Below are 20,983 nucleotides of genomic sequence, written 5' to 3' on the forward strand. Positions count from 1 at the left end.
CGCCGCGCCGCCGACCGTCGACATGAGCGTCGTCGCGACGAGCTTGAGCACGTCGCCGATCTGGGCGGGCTGCTCGGGCAGTGCGTCGAGCTTGGCGACGACCGCCTTGAAGCCGCGGTTGAGGTTCTCCCCGTGGTCGCCGTCGCCGATCTGGCGGTCGAGCTCGACCAGCTCGTCGCGATGCTCGGCGACCGTCGCGGCGCTCGCACGCACCCACGCCACCGCCCACGCCACGTCCAGCGTCATGCCCCGTCCCCTCGACCGCGGACGTCCCGGAGCCTTACCACCGCAGGGCGGTGGTGTGCACGGGGGCGTCCCACAGGGCGGTCGTCTCGGCGTCCAGCCGCAGCACGGTGACCGACGCGCCCTGCATCTCCAGTGATGTCACGTAGTTGCCGACGAGCGAGCGAGTGACCTCGACCCCGCGCTCGGAGAGCAACGCGCGTGCCCGACGATAGACGACGTACAGCTCGGAGGCGGGCGTGCCCCCCATGCCGTTGACGAACAGCAGCACCTCCTCGCCGCCCGACAGGCCCAGGTCGTCGACCACGGGCGTCAGCAGCATCTTGGTGATCTCGTCCGCGCCCGCGAGCGGGATGCGCCGACGGCCGGGCTCGCCGTGGATCCCGATGCCGATCTCGATCTCGTCCTCGGGCAGGTCGAAGCTCGGCTTGCCGGCGTGCGGGACGGTGCACGCGGTGAGCGCGACGCCCATGGACCGCACGTTGGCGATGACCTTCTCGGCGACGGCCGCGACGGCGTCGAGGTCGTCGCCGCGCTCGGCGGCCGCCCCTGCGATCTTCTCGACGCACACGGTCCCTGCGACGCCGCGACGGCCGGCGGTGTAGAGCGAGTCCTCGACGGCGACGTCGTCGTTGACGACGACCGAGCGGACGGTCACGCCCTCGGCCTCGGCGAGCTCCGCGCCCGTCTCGAAGTTGAGCACGTCGCCCGTGTAGTTCTTGACGATCGCGAGCACCCCCGCTCCGCCGTCGGCCGCCTGGATCGCGGGCGCGATCTGGTCGGGCGTCGGGGACGTGAACACCGCGCCCGGCACGGCCGCGTCGAGCATGCCGACACCGACGAACCCCGCGTGCAGCGGCTCGTGCCCGCTGCCGCCACCGCTCACGAGCCCGACCTTGCCCTCGCGCGCGCCACCCGTCCGCACCACGTACGGCGGGTCGAGGTGCACCTCGACGAGGTCCGGGTGCGCGGCCGCGAAGCCCTCGAGCGACTCGGCGACGACGTCCTGGGGGTCGTTGATGAGCTTCTTCACGCTGTCCGTCCTCCCGTCGACCTGGGCACGACCGCCCACGTCAGGTGCGTCGAGGCCTCGTCGTCCCGACCACCCCCACCTTCTCCGCGCCCCAAGGAACGGTCAAGGCGACGACGTGCGCCCCCGGTGCACGTTCGTGCACGCGGGGGCGCGGTGTCACCCGGACGGGTGGCGGTGCGGGATGCGACGACCCGTCAGGGGCGCCCCAGGAGGATCCGGGCCTCCGCGACGAGGACGATCGAGCCGGTGACGAGCACCGCGGCCCCGCGCTCGACCTCGCTCTCCGCGAGCGACGCCGCGAGGTCGACGGCCTCGTCCAGCCGCTCGACGACGTGCACGCGGTCCTCGCCGAACACGTCGTACGCGACCTCCGCGAGGTCCTGCGGGTCGAGCGCGCGCGACGTCGGTGCTCGCGTCACCACGATCTCCGCCAGCACCGGCTCCAGCACCGACAGGATCCCCTCCGGGTCCTTGTCCGCCATGACGCCGACGACGCCCACGACGCGCTGGAACGCGAACGCCTCCTCGAGGGACGCGACGAGCGCCTCGACGCCCGCGGGGTTGTGCGCGCCGTCGACGATGACCGTCGGGCTCGACCGCACGACCTCGAGGCGGCCCGGCGACGTGACGTCGGCGAACGCGGCCCCGACGACGTCGCCGTCGAGGGCCGCGCCGCCGGTGAGGAACGCCTCGACCGCGACGAGCGCGAGCAGCGCGTTGTGCGCCTGGAACGCGCCGTGCAGCGGCAGGAACACCTCGGAGTAGACGCCGCCGAGCCCGCGCAGCGTCAGCATCTGCCCGCCGACCGCGACCTGCCGGTCGACCACCGCGATCTCGACGCCCTCGCGCACGACGCGCGCACCGTGCTCGGCCGCCGCAGCCAGCACCACGCCCTCGACGTCCTCGGTCTGCTGCGCGAGGACGAGCGTCGCCCCGTCCTTGACGATGCCCGACTTCTCGGACGCGATCTCGACGAGCGTGTCGCCGAGGTAGCGCTCGTGGTCCATCGCGATCGGCGTGATGACCGCGACCTCGCCGTCGACGACGTTCGTCGAGTCCCACCGGCCGCCCAGGCCCACCTCGACGACGGCGACGTCGACGGGCGCGTCCGCGAAGGCCGCGAACGCCATGACCGTGAACACCTCGAAGAACGACAGCCGCGGCTCGCCCTTCTCCGCCGACCGCTGGTCGACCAGGTGCACGTACGGCGCGACGTCCTGCCACACCTCGACGAACCGCTCGTCGCTGATCGGCTCGCCGTCGATCGCGATGCGCTCGGTCACGCGCGTGAGGTGCGGGCTCGTGAACCGGCCCGTGCGCAGGCCGTGCTCGCGCAGCAGCCGCTCGACCATGCGGCTCGTCGACGTCTTGCCGTTGGTGCCCGTGAGGTGGATGGTCCGGTAGGCGCGCTGCGGGTCGCCCAGCAGCTCGCACACCGCGCGCACGCGGTCGAGCGTCGGGTCGATGTCGTGCTCGGGAGCGCGCGACAGGATGGCGCGGTAGACCTCGTCGGCGGCCTCCCGCGCGGCCTTCGCCTGCTCGGCGCGCTGGTGCTCGGAGCCCTTGCTCATGCCTCGTACCCGCCCGCCTCGACGGCCTCGACGTGGACCCCGACCGCGTCGGCGGCCGAGGGGTTGACCGTGACGCTCACCGCGAGCGTCTCGTGCGCGATGGTGTCGCGGTGCGTCTCGACGTCGGCCACGTGCTCGCGCGGCACGTCGAGCGTGAGGAGGATGCGGTCGCCGACGTTGAGCCCGGCGGCCTTGCGGGCGTCCTGCACCTGGCGCACGACGTCGCGCGCGTACCCCTCGGCCAGCAGCTCGTCGTCCAGGGCCACGTCGAGCACGACGAACCCGTCGGTCGACAGCACCGCGGCGGCCAGGTCGACCCCCTCGCGCTGCTCGACGACCGTCGACACCGTGTACTCGTGCTCCTGGAGCGCGACCTCGCCGTCGTCGGTGCGGACGACGACGCCGTCGGGCGTCTGCTCCCACGCACCCGCCTTCGCGGCCTTGATGACGGTCTGCACGGCACGACCCAGGCGCGGGCCGGCCGCACGCGCGTTCACGGCGAGCTGCGCGCTCACGCCCAGGTCGGCGGCGTCGGCGTCGTGCAGGCCCAGGACCTCGACCTCACGGACGTTGACCTCGGACGCGATCAGACCGACGAACGGGCCGAACCACTCGGGGTGCGGCACGACGACGCGCAGGCCGCGCAAGGGCTGGCGCACGCGGATCTGCCGGGCCTTGCGCAGCGCGTGCGTCGTCGACACGACCTCGCGCACGCGGTCCATCGCGGCGACGAGCTCGGCCTCGGTGTACTCGAAGCCCACGTCCGTCGCGACGACGTCGGCGGCGGTCGGCCAGTCCGTGAGGTGCACGCTGCGCCCGCCCGTCAGGCCGCGCCAGATCTCCTCCGTGACGAGCGGCGCGAGCGGCGCCATGACGCGCGTGAGCACCTCGAGCACCGTCCACAGCGTGTCGAAGGCCGCCTGGTCCTCGTCCCAGAACCGGTCGCGCTGCGTGCGCACGTACCAGTTGGTCACGAGGTCGAGGTGGTCGCGGACCGCCTCGCACGCCTCCGCGATGTCGTACGCGTCGAGGTGGCGCGTGACGTCGTCGACGAGCCACCGGGTGCGCGCGAGCACGTACCGGTCCATCGTCGCGAGCGACCCCACGGACGACTCGTCGACGCGTCGGGCCGTGAGCCCCTCCCCGCCGCGCACCGCACCCGCGTACAGCGTGAAGAAGTAGTACGTGCTCCACAGCGGCAGCAGCACCTGGCGCACGCCGTCGCGGATGCCCTCCTCGGTCACGACGAGGTTCCCGCCGCGCAGGATCGGGCTCGACATGAGCGACCAGCGCACCGCGTCCGAGCCGTACTTGTCCCACATGACGACGGGGTCCGGGAAGTTGCGCAGCGACTTCGACGCCTTGCGGCCGTCGTCGCCGAGGACGATCCCGTGGCACATGACGTTGCGGAACGCCGGGCGGTCGAAGATCGCCGTCGCGAGGACGTGCAGGGTGTAGAACCAGCCGCGCGTCTGCCCGATGTACTCGACGATGAAGTCGCCCGGGTAGTGGTGCTCGAACCAGTCGGCGTTCTCGAACGGGTAGTGCACCTGCGCGAACGGCATCGCGCCCGAGTCGAACCACACGTCGAGCACGTCGGGGATCCGGCGCATGGTCGAACGGCCGGTGGGGTCGTCCGGGTTCGGGCGCGTGAGGTCGTCGATGAACGGGCGGTGCAGGTCGGGCTCACCGGCCTCGTTCACGGGCAGGCGGCCGAAGTCCGCCTCGAGCTCCGCGAGCGAGCCGTAGACGTCGACGCGCGGGTGCAGCGGGTCGTCCGACACCCACACCGGGATCGGCGTGCCCCAGTACCGGTTGCGGCTGATCGACCAGTCGCGCGCGTTGCTGAGCCACTTGCCGAACTGGCCGTCCTTGATGTGCTCGGGCGTCCAGGTGATCTCCTGGTTGAGCTCGACCATGCGGTCGCGGAACTCCGTGACGCGCACGAACCACGACGACACGGCCTTGTAGATCAGCGGGTTCCGGCAGCGCCAGCAGTGCGGGTAGGAGTGGTCGTACGTCTCGTGGCGCACGACGACGGACCGCTGCGCGGCGTCGACGCGCGCGAGGGGACCCGAGCCCGCCTTGAGGTCCGCGATGATCGGCTTGTTCGCCTCGAAGACCTGCTGGCCGGCGTAGTCGCCGACCTCGGCCGTGAACCGCCCACGCGCGTCGACCGGCACGACGGGCGCGATGCCCGCCGCGTCGCACGCGACCATGTCGTCCTCGCCGAACGCGGGCGCGAGGTGCACGACGCCGGTGCCGTCGTCGGTCGTGACGAAGTCCGCGGCGAGCACGCGGTGCGCGTGCTCGTGGCCCGCGAAGTAGTCGAACGGCGGCGTGTAGGAGCGGCCGACGAGGTCGGTGCCCGTCACGGTCTCGACGACCGTCGCCTCGCCGAGCTCGCGCTGGTAGGCGGCGAGCCGCGCCGCTGCGAGCATGACGCGCTCCCCCGGGTGCGCCTGGCCGAACGGCGAGTCCGCCGCGGGCTCGACGACCACGTACTCGACGTCCGGGCCGACCGCGACGGCGAGGTTGCTCGGGAGCGTCCACGGGGTCGTCGTCCAGACGAGCAGCAGCTCGCCGCTCTCCAGGCGGAGTCCGACGGTCAGCGCGGGGTCCTGGCGCGACGCGTACACGTCGTCGTCCATGCGCAGCTCGTGGTTCGACAGCGGCGTCTCGTCGACCCAGCAGTACGGCAGGACCCGGTAGCCCTCGTACGCGAGGCCCTTGTCGTGAAGCTGCTTGAACGCCCAGATCACCGACTCCATGAAGGTGACGTCGAGCGTCTTGTAGTCGTGGTCGAAGTCCACCCAGCGCGCCTGACGCGTGACGTAGTCGCGCCACTCGCCCGTGTACTTGAGCACCGACTCGCGACACGCCTGGTTGAACTTCGCGATGCCGAGCTCGTCGATCTGCGCCTTCTCGGTGATGCCGAGCAGCCGCTGCGCCTCGAGCTCCGCGGGCAGGCCGTGCGTGTCCCAGCCGAACCGGCGCTCGACGCGGCGGCCCTTCATCGTCTGGAAGCGCGGGACGACGTCCTTCGCGTAGCCGGTGAGCAGGTGGCCGTAGTGCGGCAGGCCGTTCGCGAACGGCGGGCCGTCGTAGAAGACGAACTCGTTGCTGCCGTCCTCCCCCGCGTCGCGCCGGTCGATCGACGCCTGGAACGTCCCGTCGGCGTCCCAGTGCGCGAGGACGTCGCGCTCGAGCCCGGGCAGGTCCGGCGACGCGGGCACGGGCTGGTCGGGGCGGTGCAGCGGGTAGCGCGGTGCGGTGGTCACCGTCGGGTCTCCTGGTCGATCTCGCTCACGGCCGCGAGGACGACCACCCCCGGGTGCGGGGACGACCGCGGTACCACCTCGCTTGCCGGCTCCCCCTCGCGGGGTCGTCGACCTCTCTGCTGCGGCTGTGACGGGCCTGCCCCGTCCGGTTCTACTGGGGCTCGTCCCCGCCGGGCGGGTCGGAGCCTGTTCTTCCGGAGGCTCGCCGGTGATGGCCGGGTCGACGCCTGTGGGCGTGAGTCTACCGACCCGTCCCGGGAGGTCCGCCACCGCGAATGCGTCCGCGCAGGCCACGGCCCGGCCGTCACGGGAGGGCGTGACGACCGGGCCGCGGTCGGACGTCAGCGCGTCGCGAGCGCGGCGACCTCCGTCGGGGTGAGCGCCGAGCTCCAGACGGACACCTCGTCGACGTCGCCCTGGAAGGGCGTGTCCCACCAGTTGACGCCGAGCGCGAACGTGCCCGTCGTCGTCGTGAGCACGTCGGGGAAGCCCGTGCCGGTGTAGCGCGCCTCGCCGTCGACGTAGACGACCACGTCGCCGCCGTCGACCGTGACCGCGACGTGGCTCCACTCGCCGACCGGGATCTGCGTGCCCGTGCCGGCGTCGTACCACTGCGCGCCCGACCAGACCATGGTCGAGCCGCCGACGCCGTCGTGGCCGCGCGGGACCACGCTGACCCAGCTGTTCGCGTCGCGCGCCGCGAAGAACGCGGTCGTGTACGGCGTGAGCGCCTGCGGGCGCAGCCACATCGACGCGGACCACGTCGAGCCGGAGACGAGACCGTCGGGCAGCCGGACGCCCGAGGTGCCGTCGAGGTGCGCGGCCTGACCGCGCGCGCCGTCGGCGACGTACGTGACCTGGCCGCCGGCCTGGTCGAGCCGCGGGCCGGTCGTCGTGGCGGGGGCGTGGGTCCCCGTGCCGTCGGCGAGGTCGCCCTCGAAGGACCACGAGCCGACGACGCCTCCGGCCACGCGCTGCAGGACGGTGACGTCGAAGGTCGCGGTCCTGACGACCTTGCCGTTGCGGACCGTCGCGGTGAGCATGACGTGCGCGTCGCCTGCGCCCGTCTCGGGGCGGGTCACGTCGCCCGTGGTCGACACGACCGCGGGGTCGGACGACGCCCACGTGATCGTCGTGCCGTGGGTGCCGGTGGTCGGCAGCGCGAGGTCCGCGACGACGCCCGAGGTGTCCCCGAGGTCGAGGTCGGCGACGACCGCGTCCACGGCCTGCTTCGCGGTCAGCGACGGGACCGCGCTGCCCCACAGCGTGACGCCGCCGCGGGACAGCACGGAGAACGTCACGACCCAACGGGCCTGGTCCGGCTGCCACGAGCGCGTGAAGACGCCGTCGTAGCGCGTGCCGCCCGCGTCGATCCGGGCCTGGTTCTTGCCCGTGAGGGACCACTTGCCGGTGAGCGAGCCGGTGACCTTGCCGTTGGCCGTGAGCGTGACGGGGGTCGCGCGGCGCTGGTCGGCCGTGAGGGCCTTGTCGTGCGTCACGAGCGCGTACTCCCCCGCGACGTCCTTGCGCTCGACGCGCCGGTCGTCGCCGCCCGCGTAGCGGTACGGGTCGAGGACGGGCCAGCCCTGGGAGTTCATCCACATCTGGTGCACGCGGACCTCGTGCTGCTCGCCCTTGCCGGGGAAGCGCGCGTGGAAGACGAGGAACGTCTCGCCCGTCTCCGGGTCGCGGTACCAGCTGTTGTGACCCGGCGAGAGGTAGCCGGTTCCGGGGCCCTCGCCGGGGTCGCCGATCTCGCGCGCGAACAGGTGGTTGCCGAGGATCTTGGTGCCGAACGGCTCGATCGACGCGTCGTCGAACAGCGGCTTCGTCGGGTCTGACTTCACCTGCGCCATGTCGTTGCCCGCGGCGTCGAGGTACGGGCCGTCGGGGCTCTTCGAGCGGGCGACCCGCACGTTGTACGCGCCGTTCGCGTCGAGGCCGCCGAACGACAGGAAGAGGTAGTAGTACCGGGTCTTCGTGTCGTACATGACGGTCGGGCCCTCGATGCGGCTGTGGTTCCCACCGACGAGGTGCTTCCCGTAGCCCTGACCCTCGACCGGCTTCCCGGTGGACGGGTCGAGCTCCAGGATGAAGATGCCGCCCGAGTATGACCCGTAGACGAGCCACCAGGTGCCCTTGGCGTCGACGAACGCGTCCGGGTCGACGGTGTTGGGGTGCACGCGGGCGTCGTAGATCGCGCCGTCCACGGCGTCGGACGGCTCGTCCCACATCCCTGACTTCAGGAAGATCCCCTGGTCGACGTACGGGCCGTCGACGTCGTCGCTCACCGCGATCCCCATCGCCGAGCGGGGCGAGTCGCCCTTGCAGGCGTTGTAGTACATCGCGTAGCGACCGTCGGGGAGCTGGATGACGTCGGCCGCCCAGAGGGTGTCGGTCTGCGCCCAGGCGAACGTCTCGGCGAGGTTGGCACGGACGTCGTCGAACAGCGGGTTGTCCGCGTTCGCGCCGTCGGCGACCTTCTCCCAGTGCAGCAGGTCGTCGGTCTTGGCGGCGGCGAGGTGGCTGCCGAACACCCAGATGTCGTCGCCCGACGTGACGACCGACGGGTCGTGCACGGAGACGTCCTGGAAGGTCGGCGGGGGCGGTTCGGCCGGGCGGCGGTGCGCCTGGGCGGCGGGGGCGCTCGTGACTGCGAGCGCGAGGGTCAGGGCGGCGGCCGTGAGGGCGGCGCGCACGGGGCGACGGGCGATCGGTACTCCTGGTGCGACGTCGGACGCAGGACAGGGCGCGGGCGGCGGCGATGCCGCGAAGAAGCGCCGAGTCCGGAATCTACAACGTTGTGCGAGAGATGTACATCGTTGTAGGACGCGGGATTGGTCCGATCCGCGCCGAGCTGCGGTGGTGCGCGGTGCGTCAGCCGTCGGCGCCGACGCGCTCCTCGTCGGGCTTGTCGGCCGCGACCGCACCCGGGTCCCGGGCAGGGCCACCGTCTCCCAGCCCGGCCAGGTACGACGCCACCCACGCGAGCGCCGAGTTCCAGTTGATCGTCATCTCGTTCACGCCGTACGCGTGGACGTCGTCGACGAAGCACTGCTGCGCCGGGCTGCCCGCGAGCGCGGCCGACACCGGGTCGGGGCAGTCGGAGTTGGGGCCGCCCGACACGGTCCCGCGCGGCGGGGGCGGCAGGTCGGGGTCGAGCGCGTGCGCGTACCAGCGGCTGTGCTGGTTGCGGACGTCGCGCGTCCCGAAGCCGGTCACGTACGACAGGCCCAGGGCGTTGCGGCCCAGCAGGTAGTCGACGCCGCCGAGCACGGCGTCGCGGTAGCGGTCGTCGCGCGTGATCTCGTGCGCGGCGGCCAGGATCGCGAGGTTGTTGAGGACGAGCCCGTTGCTGCCCCAGTCGTAGCGGCCGTTCGACGGCACGTAGGGGAGGCCGAACGGCTGGGTGGCCTGTTGCTCGACCAGCGCGTCGGCGGCGTCGACGACGGACGCGCGCACGAGCGACCGCTCGGGCAGCGCGCTCTCGACGGTCGCGAGCTGCAGGCGCGCCCACGCGGAGACGTGGTTCCAGTCGAACCCCTCGGGCCGGAACGCCGGCCGCTCACCGCCCAGGCGGTACGGGTTGGCGCGCAGGTCCGCGGCGTAGCGGTCCTCTCCCGTCGTGAGGTAGAGCTCGGTCGCGGACCAGAGGCGGTCGTCGTCGACGTCGAGGTCGTCGTACGGTCCGCTCCCGGCGTTCTCGAGCGTGTTGGTGTCGGGTGCGAGGACGACGGGGTGCGTCGCGGCGGCGTCGTAGGCCGCGCGTGCCGCGTCGAGCAGGCGCTCCGCGAAGGCCGCGTCGTGCGGCGCGAGGACGCGGGCGCCCTGTGCGGCGACGGCCGCCAGGTTGAGCGTCGCCGCCGTCGAGGGGCGGTGCAGGTAGCGCGGCTGCGGGTCGTCGGCGGGGAGCGTCGGCAGCGGCACCCAGCGCTCGTCGGACACCTTGTGGTGCACGAGGCCCGCGTACGGCTGCCCGTCGGGCACGACCATGCGGAGCATCCACTCGAGCTCCCAGCGGGCCTCGTCGAGCACGTCGGGCACGCCGTGCCCGCGCTCGGGGACACGGAGCGAGCCGTCGCCGAGCGCGTCGTCCGTGCCGGTGCGCACCGCACGCTCGTACAGGCCCAGCAGCTGGGCGACCGCGATGCCGCCGTTGACGACGTACTTGCCCTGGTCGCCCGCGTCGTACCAGCCACCGGTCACGTCGAGCGTGTAGTCGCCGGTCCAGCCGTCGTAGAGGTCGACGCCGTCCGCCGTCGTCGCGTGCCCGGCGGGCAGGCACGGGACCGCGCCGTCGCCGCGGTTGGGGGCGACGTCGACGTGCCCCGCGGCGCGCCCGTACCCGGGGCCGAGCAGGTCCTCCTCGATCGCGACGCCGCTGCGCTGGCCGTAGAAGACGACGATCGACTCGACGCGCAGGTCGTCGTACAGGTCGGCGCCGACCGCGAACGGGTCGCTCGTCGCGCCGTCGGCCTCGAGCACGTAGCCGTTCCCGGGCGCCACGACGACGTCGAAGGCGATCACGTGGACGTCGAGGCCTGCCGACGGGTCGTGACCCCGCGGGACCGACTCCCCCTCGGCCACGACGGCACCGTCGCCGTCGCGCAGCCGCCACGCCACCGGCTCCGTCGCGTCCGTGACGAGCGTCGCCGTCTTCGGCCCGTGCGTGAGGTAGCCGACCTGGTTCACGCGCACGCGGGGTGCGTCCTCGCTGGTCATGTCCGTCCCTTCGTCGCGGCAGGCCGACGGCGGCCACCCTACGGCCCGGGACGGACGGCCCGGCGGCGTTCGGTGACCCGGGAGAGGATCGGTGCATGCCCCTCGTCCTCCTCGACCTCGACGGCACCCTCCTCGACTCGGCGCCCGGCATCACCGCGTCGGTCCGCGCCGCCTACCGCGCGGTGGGCCTGCCCGTCCCGCCCGACGACGTCCTGCGGTCCTTCGTCGGCCCGCCCATCTGGGACTCCCTGCGCGCGCACGGGGTGCCGGCCGACCGCGTCGAGGAGGTCGTGCACGCCTACCGGACGGCGTTCGCGGACATCGGCATGTACGACGCGACGGTGTTCGACGGGATCCCCGACGTGCTCCGCGAGCTGCGCGCCGCGGGGCTGACGCTCGTCGTCGCGACGGCCAAGCCCGAGGTGTTCGCCCGGCCCATCTGCGACCGGCTCGGGCTGGCGGACCTCGTCGACGGCGTGTTCGGCGCACCGCTCGACGAGACCTCGACCAAGGCCGACGTCATCGCGCGCGCGCTCGACTCGCTCGCCGACCGGCCCGAGGCGGCGGTGACCCTCATGGTCGGCGACCGGGAGCACGACGTGCACGGCGCGGCCGAGCACGGCGTCGCGTGCGTCGGCGTGACCTGGGGCTACGCCGCCCCGGGCGAGCTCGAGGCCGCCGGCGCGGTCGCCGTCGTGGACTCCCCCGCGGCGCTGCGCGACGAGGTCCTGCGGCGGCTCGTCCCGACCCACCACGACGAGGTCGCGTCGCGCGCTTGACCTTGACGCCGCGTCAACTCCTACCGTGGATCAGGACCACACAGGGAACGCCACGGGAGGACGCGGTGGAGGCCTCGATCCAGGAGGTCGCCCGGCTGACGGGCACCACGAGCCGCACGCTGCGGCACTACGACCAGATCGGGCTGCTCGAGCCCAGCCGGGTCGGCGAGAACGGGTACCGCTGGTACGACGAGGACGCCCTCGTCCGGCTCCAGCGGATCCTGCTCCTGCGCGACCTCGGGCTCGGGCTCACCGACATCGGCCGGGTGCTGGCCCGCGAGCAGGACGAGACCGCCGCGCTGCGGCGGCACCTCGCCTGGCTGCGCGACGAGCAGCGCCGGCTCGCCCGGCAGGCCGCGTCCGTCGAGCGGACCCTGACCGCACGGCAGGAAGGAGAACCGATCATGGCCGACGAGATGTTCGACGGCTTCGACCACACGCAGTACAAGGACGAGGTCGAGCAGCGCTGGGGCAAGGACGCGTACGCGCAGGGTGACACCTGGTGGCGCGGCCTGTCCGACCAGCAGAAGCGCGAGTTCCAGGAGGAGGCCGCGCAGCTCGGTCGCGACTGGGGCGCGGCGGCGGAGGCGGGCGTCGACCCCGTGTCCGACGAGGCGCAGGAGCTCGCGCGGCGGCACGTCGCGTGGCTCGGCGGCATCCCCGGCACGCCCGGGCACGGCACCGCGCCCGTCCGCGAGTACGTCGTCGGGCTCGCCGACATGTACGTCGCGGACCCGCGGTTCGCGAAGAACTACGGCGGCGAGCAGGGCGCCACGTTCGTCCGCGACGCGCTGCACGAGTACGCGGCCCGTCATCTCTGACGGCTCCACGCCGGGGCGCACCCGCCTGGCACCTGCCCGGCCGGCGGGACGCGCCCCGGTCGGGCAGCCCGGGAGAAGTGCCCGGGCACTCGGGCTCCGCGCCCTGGTGCCCGGGCGCACCGCCCGCCGAGTCTCCTCGTCAGACGCCGGCACGCCTCGCCGGCCGAGACGAAGGAGCACCCGCATGACCAGCACCACCGCCGAGCCGACGGCCACCCCGACGCGCCGCGCAGGGTCGGCCTCCAGCCGCGCCTGGGCGTGGACCGGCGTCGCCGCCGGCGCCCTCGCGATCGGCGCGATCCAGGCGTCGCTCGCCGCGGGCGTCGACTGGGAGAAGACCGCCGGCGACCCCGTCGCGATGATCGAGGACGCCGCGACCAAGCAGTCGACGTTCCTCGTGTTCCACGTGCTGGCGGCGCTGACCGTCGTCCTGCTGCCGATCTTCGGCGCGGGGCTGCGGCGACGCCTCGACCAGCAGGCGCCCGCCGGGTCGCTGCACGGCGGGATCGCCGCCGCAGGGCTGCTGCTCACCGCGGCCGCGATGCTCCTCGGGAGCGGCCTCGACACGCAGTTCACGTTCGCGTTCCAGGACACCTCGATGGTCGTCCCGGAGTCCGCCGCGTTCTACACCGACTGGGTCGCGACCATCCCCTGGCTGTGGCTCGGTGCGGGCCTGTCCGCCCTCGCGCTCGGCGTCGCGTCGCTGCGGCACGCCGCGGCCCCGAAGTGGATCGGGTGGGTCAGCGTCGTCCTCGGCGCGCTCACCGTCCTCACCGGCGTCTCGCCGCTGCAGTACCTCGCCGGGTTCGTCGGGCCGATCTGGCTCGTCGTCGTCGCGCTGGGCTTCGCGCTCGGCGACCGGCGCTGAGCGTCCGGCGCTGCCACCGGACTCCCGCGGAGACGCGCGTGCCACCGCACGACGAGCGGTACGACCTCGTCCGGTTCACCCGGGCGGGGTCGTACCCGTCCCCTCCGGGCAGCCCCTACGGTGACGCCATGACGACGGCCGAGGACGCGCGGCGCGGCGGGCGCCCCGGGACCGCCGTCGTGCTCGCGCTCATGACCTACCTGCTCACGCTCACGGGCGTGCTGCTGCTCGTCGGTGCGCGCGAGCCCGCGACGCCCGAGCTGCTGTTCACGGCCGTCGACGTCATGGTCGGGCTCGTCTACGGGACGGTCGGCGCGGTGATCGTCGCGCGCCGCTCGCACGTCGTGGGGTGGCTCGTCGTCGTCACCGGGGTCGGCGGTGCGCTCGCGACGCTCGGGAGCGGCTGGGGTGCGTACCACGCGGCGCACCCGACGCTGCCGCCGCTGCCCGTCGTCGCGTCGCTCGTCAGCTGGGCGTGGGTGCCCGGCACGCTGGCCCTGTTCCTGGTCGTGCCGTGGCTCGTCCGAGAGACGCGACCGTCGTGGTGGGACCGGGCCGGCCTCGTGCTGGGCGTCGCGACCACCGCCGTCTTCACGCTGCAGCGACTGCTCCTGCCGCAGACCGACAACACCGGTGCGGTCGTGGCGACCGTCGTCGTCGGCCTCGTCACGGCCGTCGCGACGTGGTGGCGGCGGGTGCGCGGGCCGGTCGCCGAGCGCCCGGGGCTCGGCCTGCTCGCCGCCGGGGTCGCGCTCATGGCCCTGTCCTTCGTACCGCTCGCGTTCGCCGACACGCCGTTCGAGATCGTGCTCGCGGTCCCGCTCGTCCACCTCGCGTGCCAGGCGCTGTTCCCCGTCGCGCTGCTCACGACCGTGCTGCGCAACCGGCTGTGGGGCATCGACCTCGCGGTGAGCCGCGCGGCCGTCGCGTCACTGCTGACGCTCGGGCTCGCCGTCGTCTACGCGGTCGTGCTGGTCGGCGTCGGCGCGCTCGTCGACAGCCACGTGGTCGCGCAGGTGCTCGCCGCCGCGGGCGTGGCGGCCGCCGTCCAGCCCGTGCACGGGTGGCTCGGGCGGCGCGTCCGCGTGCTCGTGTACGGCGAGGCGGCCACTCCGGGACGGGCGGCGCTGCGCGTCGGGCGGCAGCTGTCCGCCGCGGCCGACGCCGACGACCTGCTCCGCGGGCTCGCCGGGGCGCTGGGCGAGGCGTTGCGGCTGGAGTCGGTCACCGTGCGCGGCGCGCGTCCGGGCGTCGAGGCGACGTGGGGCGTCGCGACGTCCGCCCCCGTCGAGCGGCCGCTGGAGCACAGCGGGCGACGGGTCGGCTCGCTCGCCCTCACCGCCCGCCCGGGCGAGCGGCTCGACGCCCGCTCGACCGACGCGCTCGACCACCTCGCGCCCGTCGTCGCCGCGGGCGTCGCGCTCGCGCAGGGCACCGCCGACCTCGTGCGCGCTCGCGACGCCGCCACCCGCGCACGGCTCGCCGAGCGCACCCTCATCCGGCGCGAGCTGCACGACGGGATCGGCCCGTGGCTCACCGGGCTGCGGCTCGGGCTGCAGGGCGCACGGAACACGCTCGACCGGGACCCGGCCGCGGCCGCCGCGGTGCTCGACGCGCTCCAGGCCGAGGTGACGCAGCGCGTCGAGGACGTGCGGCTGCTGTCCCGCAGCCTGCTGCCGCCCGTGCTCGACGAGCAGGGGCTCGCCGCGGCGCTCGACGACCTCGCGCGGCGGACGGCCGCGACCGGGTTCACCGTGACGCTCGACGTCGACGCGGTCGCGCTCGACAGGCTCGACCCGCGGGTCGCCGCTGCGGCGTACGGGATCGTCAGCGAGGCCGTCACGAACGCGTCCCGGCACAGCGGTGCCGCGACGTGCACGGTCGCCGCCGCGGTGCACGGGGCGACGGTCGTGGTGACGTGCGACGACGACGGGCACGGCATGCCTGCCGACCGGACGCCCGGCGTCGGGACGCGGTCCATGCGCGAGCGGGCCGCGGAGCTCGGCGGGTCCGTCGCGTGGGTCGACCGCGACGGCGGTGGCGTGCGGGTGCGGGCCGTCCTGCCGCTCGTGCCGGAGGCGTCCGACGCGGCCGACGTCGGCGCCGAGGGGGTGCTCGCGTGACCGTCCGTGCCGTCCTCGTCGACGACCACCCCGTCTTCCGGATCGGGATGGCCGCCCTGCTCGACTCGCTGCCCGGCATCCGGGTCACGGGTCAGGCGGCGTCCGCCGCCGAGGCGCGCACCCTGCTCGGTGGGAGCGTCGAGGCGGACGTCGTCCTCATGGACCTCGACCTCGGCGACGGGTCGGGCGTCGACCTCACGCGTGACCTGCTGCGCGACCGGCCGGGCCTCGCGGTGCTCGTGGTGACGATGCACGAGGACGACGACGCGGTCGTCGCGTCCGTCCGCGCCGGCGCCCGCGGCTACCTCGTGAAGTCGGCGCCGCCCGACGCCGTCGAGCGGGCCGTCCGGGCCGTCGCCGCCGGGGAGATGATCCTGTCCCCCGCCGTCGCCCAGCGGGCCATGTCGTACGTGCTCGGTGGCCGGGCCGCGACGCGCGTGCCGTTCCCGCAGCTCACCGACCGGGAGCGCGAGGTGCTCCACCTGGTCGCCGCCGGGCTCGACAACGCGGTCATCTCGAAGCGGCTGTCGCTCAGCCCCAAGACCGTCCGCAACCACGTCGCGAACGTGCTCACCAAGCTCGCGGTGCCCGACCGGTCCGCGGCGATCGTGCGGGCGCGCGAGGAGGGGCTCGGAGGGGCGTAGGCCGCCGTCAGGCCGGGGCGGCCTGGACCGGCGGCTCCGCCGACCACGGGAAGGTGATCCAGCGGTCGGTGCGCCGCCACACGTAGTCCGGCTCGACGACCGACCGCGGCTTCGCGTACAGGACCGCGGTGCGCGCCTCGGCGCAGTGCCCGGCGACGAGCCGCTGCACGAGCGCGAGCGTCTCGCCCGTGTCGGCGACGTCGTCGACGACGAGGGCCGTCAGACCGTGCAGCGCGGCGGTGTCGAGCAGTGGCGGCAGCAGCTGCGGCTCGTCGAGCCGCTCGTCGACACCGGTGTAGAACTCGACGTTGAGCGTGCCCACGGACTTCGTGCCGAGCGCGTACGCGATCGCGCCGCCCGGCGGGAGCCCGCCCCGCGCGACGGCGACGACGAGGTCCGGGGTGAAGCCCGAGTCGACGACGGTCTGCGCGAGCTCGCGGACGGCCACGCCGAACAGCGCCCAGTCGAGCACCTCCCGGTCCGCGGGGAGGTCCTGGCCGGGTGCTGCCTCGGTGGTCGCCATGCCGTCAGGGTAGGTCGCGCGCGTTGCGGGCACGTTGCCCGCAGGTCCCGGGTGAAGGCGCCCGAGCGGCGCTCGACGGGGGACGCCGCTCAGGCCCGGTCGAGCGAGCGCTGCCAGTCCTCGTGCAGCGCGGCGAACCGCCCGCCGGCGGCCACCAGGTCGCCCGGCGACCCGTCCTCCACGACGCGCCCGCCCTCGACGACCAGCACCCGGTCGGCGCCCATCACGGTGGACAGGCGGTGCGCGATGACGACGGCGGTCCGATCGGCGAGCAGCGTGCCGAGCCCTTCCTGCACGAGCAGCTCACCGGGCACGTCGAGCGAGCTCGTCGCCTCGTCGAGCACGAGCAGCGCGGGGTCCGCGAGGAACGCGCGCGCGAACGACACGAGCTGACGCTGGCCCGCCGACAGCCGCACCCCGCGCTTGTCGACCTCGGTGTCGTACCCGTCGGGCAGCGACGCGACGAGGTCGTGCACGCCGACCGCGCGCGCCGCGGCCTCGACCTCGCCGCGCGTGGCGCCCGGGCGGCCGAGCGCGATGTTGGCGGCCACGGACCCGGAGAACAGGTACGCCTCCTGCGTCACCATGACGACCGCCCGGCGCAGGTCCACCGGGTCGAGGTCGCGCACGTCGACGCCGTCGATCGTGACCGCGCCCGTCCGCACGTCGTAGAACCGCGTGAGCAGCTTCGCGACGGTCGACTTGCCCGCGCCGGTCGCGCCGACGAGCGCCACCGTCTGGCCGGGCGGGACGTGCAGGTCGAGCCGGTGCAGCACCGTCGGGCCGTCCCCGTAGCCGAACGTCACGCCGTCGAAGCGCACGTCGCCGCGCGCGTGCGGCAGACGGACGGGGTGCTCGGGGTCGGGCACCGACGGCTCCTCCGCGAGGAGGTCGGCGACCTTCTCCAACGCGGCGGTGGCGGACTGGAAGGAGTTGTAGAACATCGCCATCTGCTGCAGCGGGCTGAAGAACCGCCGCGCGTACAGCACGGCGGCGGCGAGCACGCCGACCGCGAGGTCGCCCTCCAGCGCCCGCAGGCCGCCGACCAGCAGCACCGTCGCGACCGTGACGTTGCCGATGAGGACCAGGCCCGAGTCGAACCAGCCGTTGAGCCGGATCGACCCCGCGCTCGACTCGCGGTACTGCTCGGACAGCGCGTCGTACGCGGCCTGCACCTGCGGCTCGCGGCGGAACGCCTGCACCGCACGGATGCCGGTCATGGTCTCGACGAACCGCACGATGACGCGTGCGGCCGCGGTGCGGTTGCGCCGGTACTGCGCCCGCGAGCGGCGCTGGAACCAGCGGCTGAGCAGCACACCGGGCACGACCGCGACGAGCAGGACGAGCCCGGAGCGCGGGTCGAGGATCGCGAGCGAGACCGCGGTGAGGACCATCGACAGGACGCCCGCGGCGAGCGTCGTGACGCCCCCGTCGAGCAGCTCGCGCACCGCGTCGAGGTCGGACGTCTGGCGGCTGATGATGCGGCCCGACGTGTACCGCTCGTGGAACTCCAGGCTGAGGCGCTGCGTGTGCCGGAAGACGCGGCGGCGCAGGTCCAGCAGGATCGCCTGGGACACGCGGGCCGACGCGCGCACGGTGGCCGCGACCAGCACGCCGCCGAGGACCGCGATGACCAGGTACGTCGCCGCGACCGCGAGCACCGGCGTGCTGTTCCCGTCGACCAGCGCGGGCAGCGCGTGGTCGATCCCGTACGCGACGAGCGCGGGCCCGGACACCGCCGCGACCTGCGACCCGACGACGAGCGCCACCGTGAGCCACACCGGCCGACGCACCGGGTGCAGCAGCGACCGGAGCAGGACGAGGGACCGGCGACGCGCCTCGCGCGACCGCTCGCGTGCGTCGTCGGCGGTCGGGTGGTCGAGCGTGGTCGCGCTCATCGGGCCGCCTCCACCTCGTCGTCGACCGGTTCGTGCTCGGTCGCCGCGAGCGCGGTCAGCACGAACCGGTAGTGCGGGTGATGGGCCAGCAGGTCGCGGTGCGTGCCGACGCCGGTGATCCGGCCGTCCTCCAGCACCGCGACGCGGTCGGCGAGCGCGACGGTCGACGGTCGGTGCGCGACGACGACCGTCGTCGTTCCGGTGAGCTCCGCGCGCAGGCGCTGCGTCACCTCCGCCTCGGTCGTGACGTCGAGGGCCGAGAGCGGGTCGTCGAGCAGCAGGACGCGGGGCCGGACGGCGATCGCGCGAGCGAGCGAGACGCGTTGCCGCTGCCCGCCCGACAGGCTCAGGCCCTCCTCGCCGATGACGGTCTCGACGCCGTCGGGCAGGTCGTGCACGAACTCGGCGCGGGCGACGTCGAGCGCGCGCGTGAGCCGGTCGTCGGTCGCGCCGGCGGCGTCGACGCCGAGCAGGACGTTCTCGCGGACGCTCGTCGAGAAGAGGATCGGGTCCTCGAACGCGACGCCGACGGCCGCGCGGAGCTCGGCGCGCGTGAGGTCGCGGACGTCGACGCCGTCGACCGTGACGCGGCCCGCGGTGACGTCGAACAGGCGCGGCACGAGCTGCAGCAGCGTCGTCTTGCCGCTGCCCGTGAGCCCGACGAGCGCGACGGTCTCCCCCGGCTCGACGACGAGGTCGACACCCGCGAGCACGTCGGGCTCGTCGCCGTGGCCGAACCGCACGCCGTCCAGCACCAGCCGCGCGCCGTGCGGGCCGGGCGGCGGCAGGTGGGACGGCCGCGCCGGGTCGGTGACCGTCGAGGGGGTGTCGATCACCTGGAGGTAGCGGTCGGTCGCCGCGCGCGCGTCGAGCGTCATCGCGAGCAGGGCACCCAGCCGCTCGACGGGCTGGTTGACCACGGCCGCCGTCGCGAAGAACGCGACGAGTGCGCCGACGGTGATCTCGCCGCGCGCGGTCAGCGTGACGCCCACCGCGAGCGACACCGCGAGCACCGCCTCCGGGATCGCGCCGAGCGCGAACGACACGCGCGACAGCGTGCGCGCCTTGTGGATCTCGGTCTCGCGCAGCTCGTCGGCCTGGCGCACGAAGTCGTCGAGCGCGTCGTCCCCGCGGCCGAACGCCTTGAGCACACGGATGCCGTGCACGGACTCCTCGACGGTCGTCGCGAGGTCACCCGCCTGGTCGCGGGCGCGTCGCGCCACGTCGCGGTAGCCGGTCCGGAACCGGAAGCTCAGCCACACCATCGGGATCGCGCCGGCGACGTACACGAGACCGAGCTGCCAGCTCGTCGCGATCATGAGCACCACGCCGACCACGAGCGTCGTCGCGCTCACGATCAGCATGACCAGCCCGAACACCATCCACCGGCGGATCGTGCCGAGGTCCGACATCGCCCGGGACAGCAGCTGCCCGCCGGACCACCGGTCGTGGAACGCCACCGGCAGGTCGAGCAGGTGCCGGAACAGCGACGTCCGCATCTCGCGCTCGACCGTCGTGCCCGGCGTGAGGATGAGCGCGCGCCGGCTCCACACCAGCACCGCCTCGAGCACCCCCAGCCCGAGCACCAGCAGCGCGCCGAGCACCACGCCGCGCCGCGACGAGTCCGTCAGCAGCGGCCCGTTGACGATCGCGCGCAGCACCTGCGGGACCGCGAGCGCGAGCATGCTCGCGCCGAGGGCGGTGCAGCCGCCGAGCAGCACCCGCGGCACGGCAGGGCGCGCCCAGGTGAGGAGTCGGAGCATCGCGCGGGGGGTGGCCCGACCGGCGGCGGTCGGAGGGGACGGTGGCACCCGTCCACCCTACGAACGGCTCCTCGAAGCCGCCCGGGGCACCCCACCCGTCCTGCATCCCGAGACGGTCGTGCCGCAGGCGACGGGGACGGCCGTCCCGGTCGCTAGCCGACCAGGCGCAGCGGGCAGGTGGCGAGCAGCTCCGCACGCTCACGCTCTGACAGACCGCTGAACTGGAGCGCGTCCCACCCGACGGCGCCCGCGCGCGAGAGGTACTCGGAAAGCGGCGGCGGCGCCTCGAGGTCGTACCCCTCGTGCTGCCAACAGCGCCACGAGTCCACGTCCTTCGCGTGGGCCGTGCGGGCCTCCTCGGCGGTGAGCTCGCGCGCCGGGGCGTCGTACGGGTACCCGTTCTCCTCGTGGCACCGTCGCAGGTCGTCGAGGCGCGCCCCGGGATCGGAGTCGTCGGGACTGTTGCGGAGCGCGCTCAGCGTTCCGTCGACGTCGACGGTCACGCTCCACCCGAGCGCCTCCAGGCAGCCGCCGACCGTGCGGGTGTACTCGGCCCGTTCGCGCCGCTGCTCGGCGAACCATGCGGGTGGCGCCCACGTCGCGTCCGGGGTCGCCGCCACGGTCGGGCCGGACCACGACCCGCCGAGCGCGGCGGCCGTGCCCGCGCCTGCGGCGACCGCGGCCGTCGCGAGGGCGGCGACGACGCGCATGCGG

Annotated in this window: 15 protein-coding genes; 5 read left to right on the forward strand and 10 right to left on the reverse strand. The window is 74.2% G+C overall.

The annotated features are described in order from the left end of the window. From CTKZ_RS00515 to CTKZ_RS00540, 6 genes are all read right to left on the reverse strand, one after another. On the reverse strand, positions 1 to 246 hold a 246-nt coding region (locus CTKZ_RS00515; protein ID WP_124341089.1), incomplete at its 3' end, for a DAK2 domain-containing protein. Between the two features lie 34 nt (positions 247 to 280). Further along, entirely contained in the window at positions 281 to 1,276 is a 996-nt protein-coding gene (gene dhaK, locus CTKZ_RS00520) for a dihydroxyacetone kinase subunit DhaK (RefSeq protein WP_124341090.1), read from the reverse strand. 194 nt (positions 1,277 to 1,470) lie between these two features. Further along, positions 1,471 to 2,847, reverse strand: a complete 1,377-nt coding sequence (locus CTKZ_RS00525) for a bifunctional folylpolyglutamate synthase/dihydrofolate synthase (RefSeq protein ID WP_124341091.1) — start codon at positions 2,845 to 2,847, stop codon at positions 1,471 to 1,473. Further along, positions 2,844 to 6,128: an isoleucine--tRNA ligase gene (gene ileS / locus CTKZ_RS00530; RefSeq protein WP_124341092.1), complete on the reverse strand. Its 3,285-nt coding sequence runs from the start codon at positions 6,126 to 6,128 to the stop codon at positions 2,844 to 2,846. Before ileS ends, CTKZ_RS00525 begins: the two co-directional genes overlap by 4 nt. Before the next feature lie 341 nt (positions 6,129 to 6,469). Continuing rightward, positions 6,470 to 8,827 carry a LamG-like jellyroll fold domain-containing protein gene (locus CTKZ_RS00535; RefSeq protein ID WP_235843102.1) on the reverse strand — a complete coding sequence of 786 codons (2,358 nt, stop codon included), beginning with the start codon at positions 8,825 to 8,827 and terminating at the stop codon, positions 6,470 to 6,472. 178 nt (positions 8,828 to 9,005) lie between these two features. After that, positions 9,006 to 10,850 carry a glycoside hydrolase family 9 protein gene (locus tag CTKZ_RS00540; RefSeq protein ID WP_124341093.1) on the reverse strand — a complete coding sequence of 615 codons (1,845 nt, stop codon included), beginning with the start codon at positions 10,848 to 10,850 and terminating at the stop codon, positions 9,006 to 9,008. 95 nt (positions 10,851 to 10,945) lie between these two features. On the opposite strand from CTKZ_RS00540, the gene CTKZ_RS00545 reads away from it, so the two are divergent. The 5 genes from CTKZ_RS00545 (at position 10,946) to CTKZ_RS00565 (ending at position 16,085) form a co-directional block, all read left to right on the forward strand. Beyond that, complete coding sequence (locus CTKZ_RS00545) at positions 10,946 to 11,629, forward strand: HAD hydrolase-like protein (protein ID WP_124341094.1); 684 nt, start codon at positions 10,946 to 10,948, stop codon at positions 11,627 to 11,629. 65 nt (positions 11,630 to 11,694) lie between these two features. Continuing rightward, positions 11,695 to 12,450: a MerR family transcriptional regulator gene (locus CTKZ_RS00550; protein ID WP_124341095.1), complete on the forward strand. Its 756-nt coding sequence runs from the start codon at positions 11,695 to 11,697 to the stop codon at positions 12,448 to 12,450. A gap of 184 nt (positions 12,451 to 12,634) precedes the next feature. Beyond that, positions 12,635 to 13,318 (forward strand): hypothetical protein, encoded by a 684-nt coding sequence (locus CTKZ_RS00555; protein WP_124341096.1) that lies wholly within the window; start codon positions 12,635 to 12,637, stop codon positions 13,316 to 13,318. 128 nt (positions 13,319 to 13,446) lie between these two features. Beyond that, on the forward strand, positions 13,447 to 15,441 hold the full coding sequence (locus tag CTKZ_RS00560) for a sensor histidine kinase (RefSeq protein WP_124341097.1): 1,995 nt from the start codon (positions 13,447 to 13,449) through the stop codon (positions 15,439 to 15,441). Continuing rightward, positions 15,438 to 16,085, forward strand: coding sequence for a response regulator (locus tag CTKZ_RS00565; RefSeq protein ID WP_124341098.1), 648 nt, complete (start codon positions 15,438 to 15,440; stop codon positions 16,083 to 16,085). The genes CTKZ_RS00560 and CTKZ_RS00565 overlap by 4 nt, the downstream gene beginning before the upstream one ends. A gap of 7 nt (positions 16,086 to 16,092) precedes the next feature. On the opposite strand, the gene CTKZ_RS00570 is transcribed toward CTKZ_RS00565, so the two are convergent. The 4 genes from CTKZ_RS00570 to CTKZ_RS21290 all read right to left on the reverse strand — a co-directional run. Then, positions 16,093 to 16,608, reverse strand: a complete 516-nt coding sequence (locus CTKZ_RS00570) for a phosphoribosyltransferase (RefSeq protein WP_124341099.1) — start codon at positions 16,606 to 16,608, stop codon at positions 16,093 to 16,095. 89 nt (positions 16,609 to 16,697) lie between these two features. Continuing rightward, on the reverse strand, positions 16,698 to 18,506 hold the full coding sequence (locus CTKZ_RS00575; RefSeq protein ID WP_124341100.1) for an ABC transporter ATP-binding protein: 1,809 nt from the start codon (positions 18,504 to 18,506) through the stop codon (positions 16,698 to 16,700). Next, positions 18,503 to 20,269, reverse strand: a complete 1,767-nt coding sequence (locus CTKZ_RS00580) for an ABC transporter ATP-binding protein (protein ID WP_124341101.1) — start codon at positions 20,267 to 20,269, stop codon at positions 18,503 to 18,505. The genes CTKZ_RS00575 and CTKZ_RS00580 overlap by 4 nt, the downstream gene beginning before the upstream one ends. Positions 20,270 to 20,421: 152 nt before the next feature. Continuing rightward, the coding region (locus CTKZ_RS21290) for a hypothetical protein (RefSeq protein ID WP_160142786.1) at positions 20,422 to 20,983 on the reverse strand (562 nt) is incomplete at its 5' end.

Origin of the sequence: Cellulomonas algicola (assembly GCF_003851725.1) — a bacterium.
Classification (GTDB): Bacteria; Actinomycetota; Actinomycetes; order Actinomycetales; family Cellulomonadaceae; genus Cellulomonas; species Cellulomonas algicola.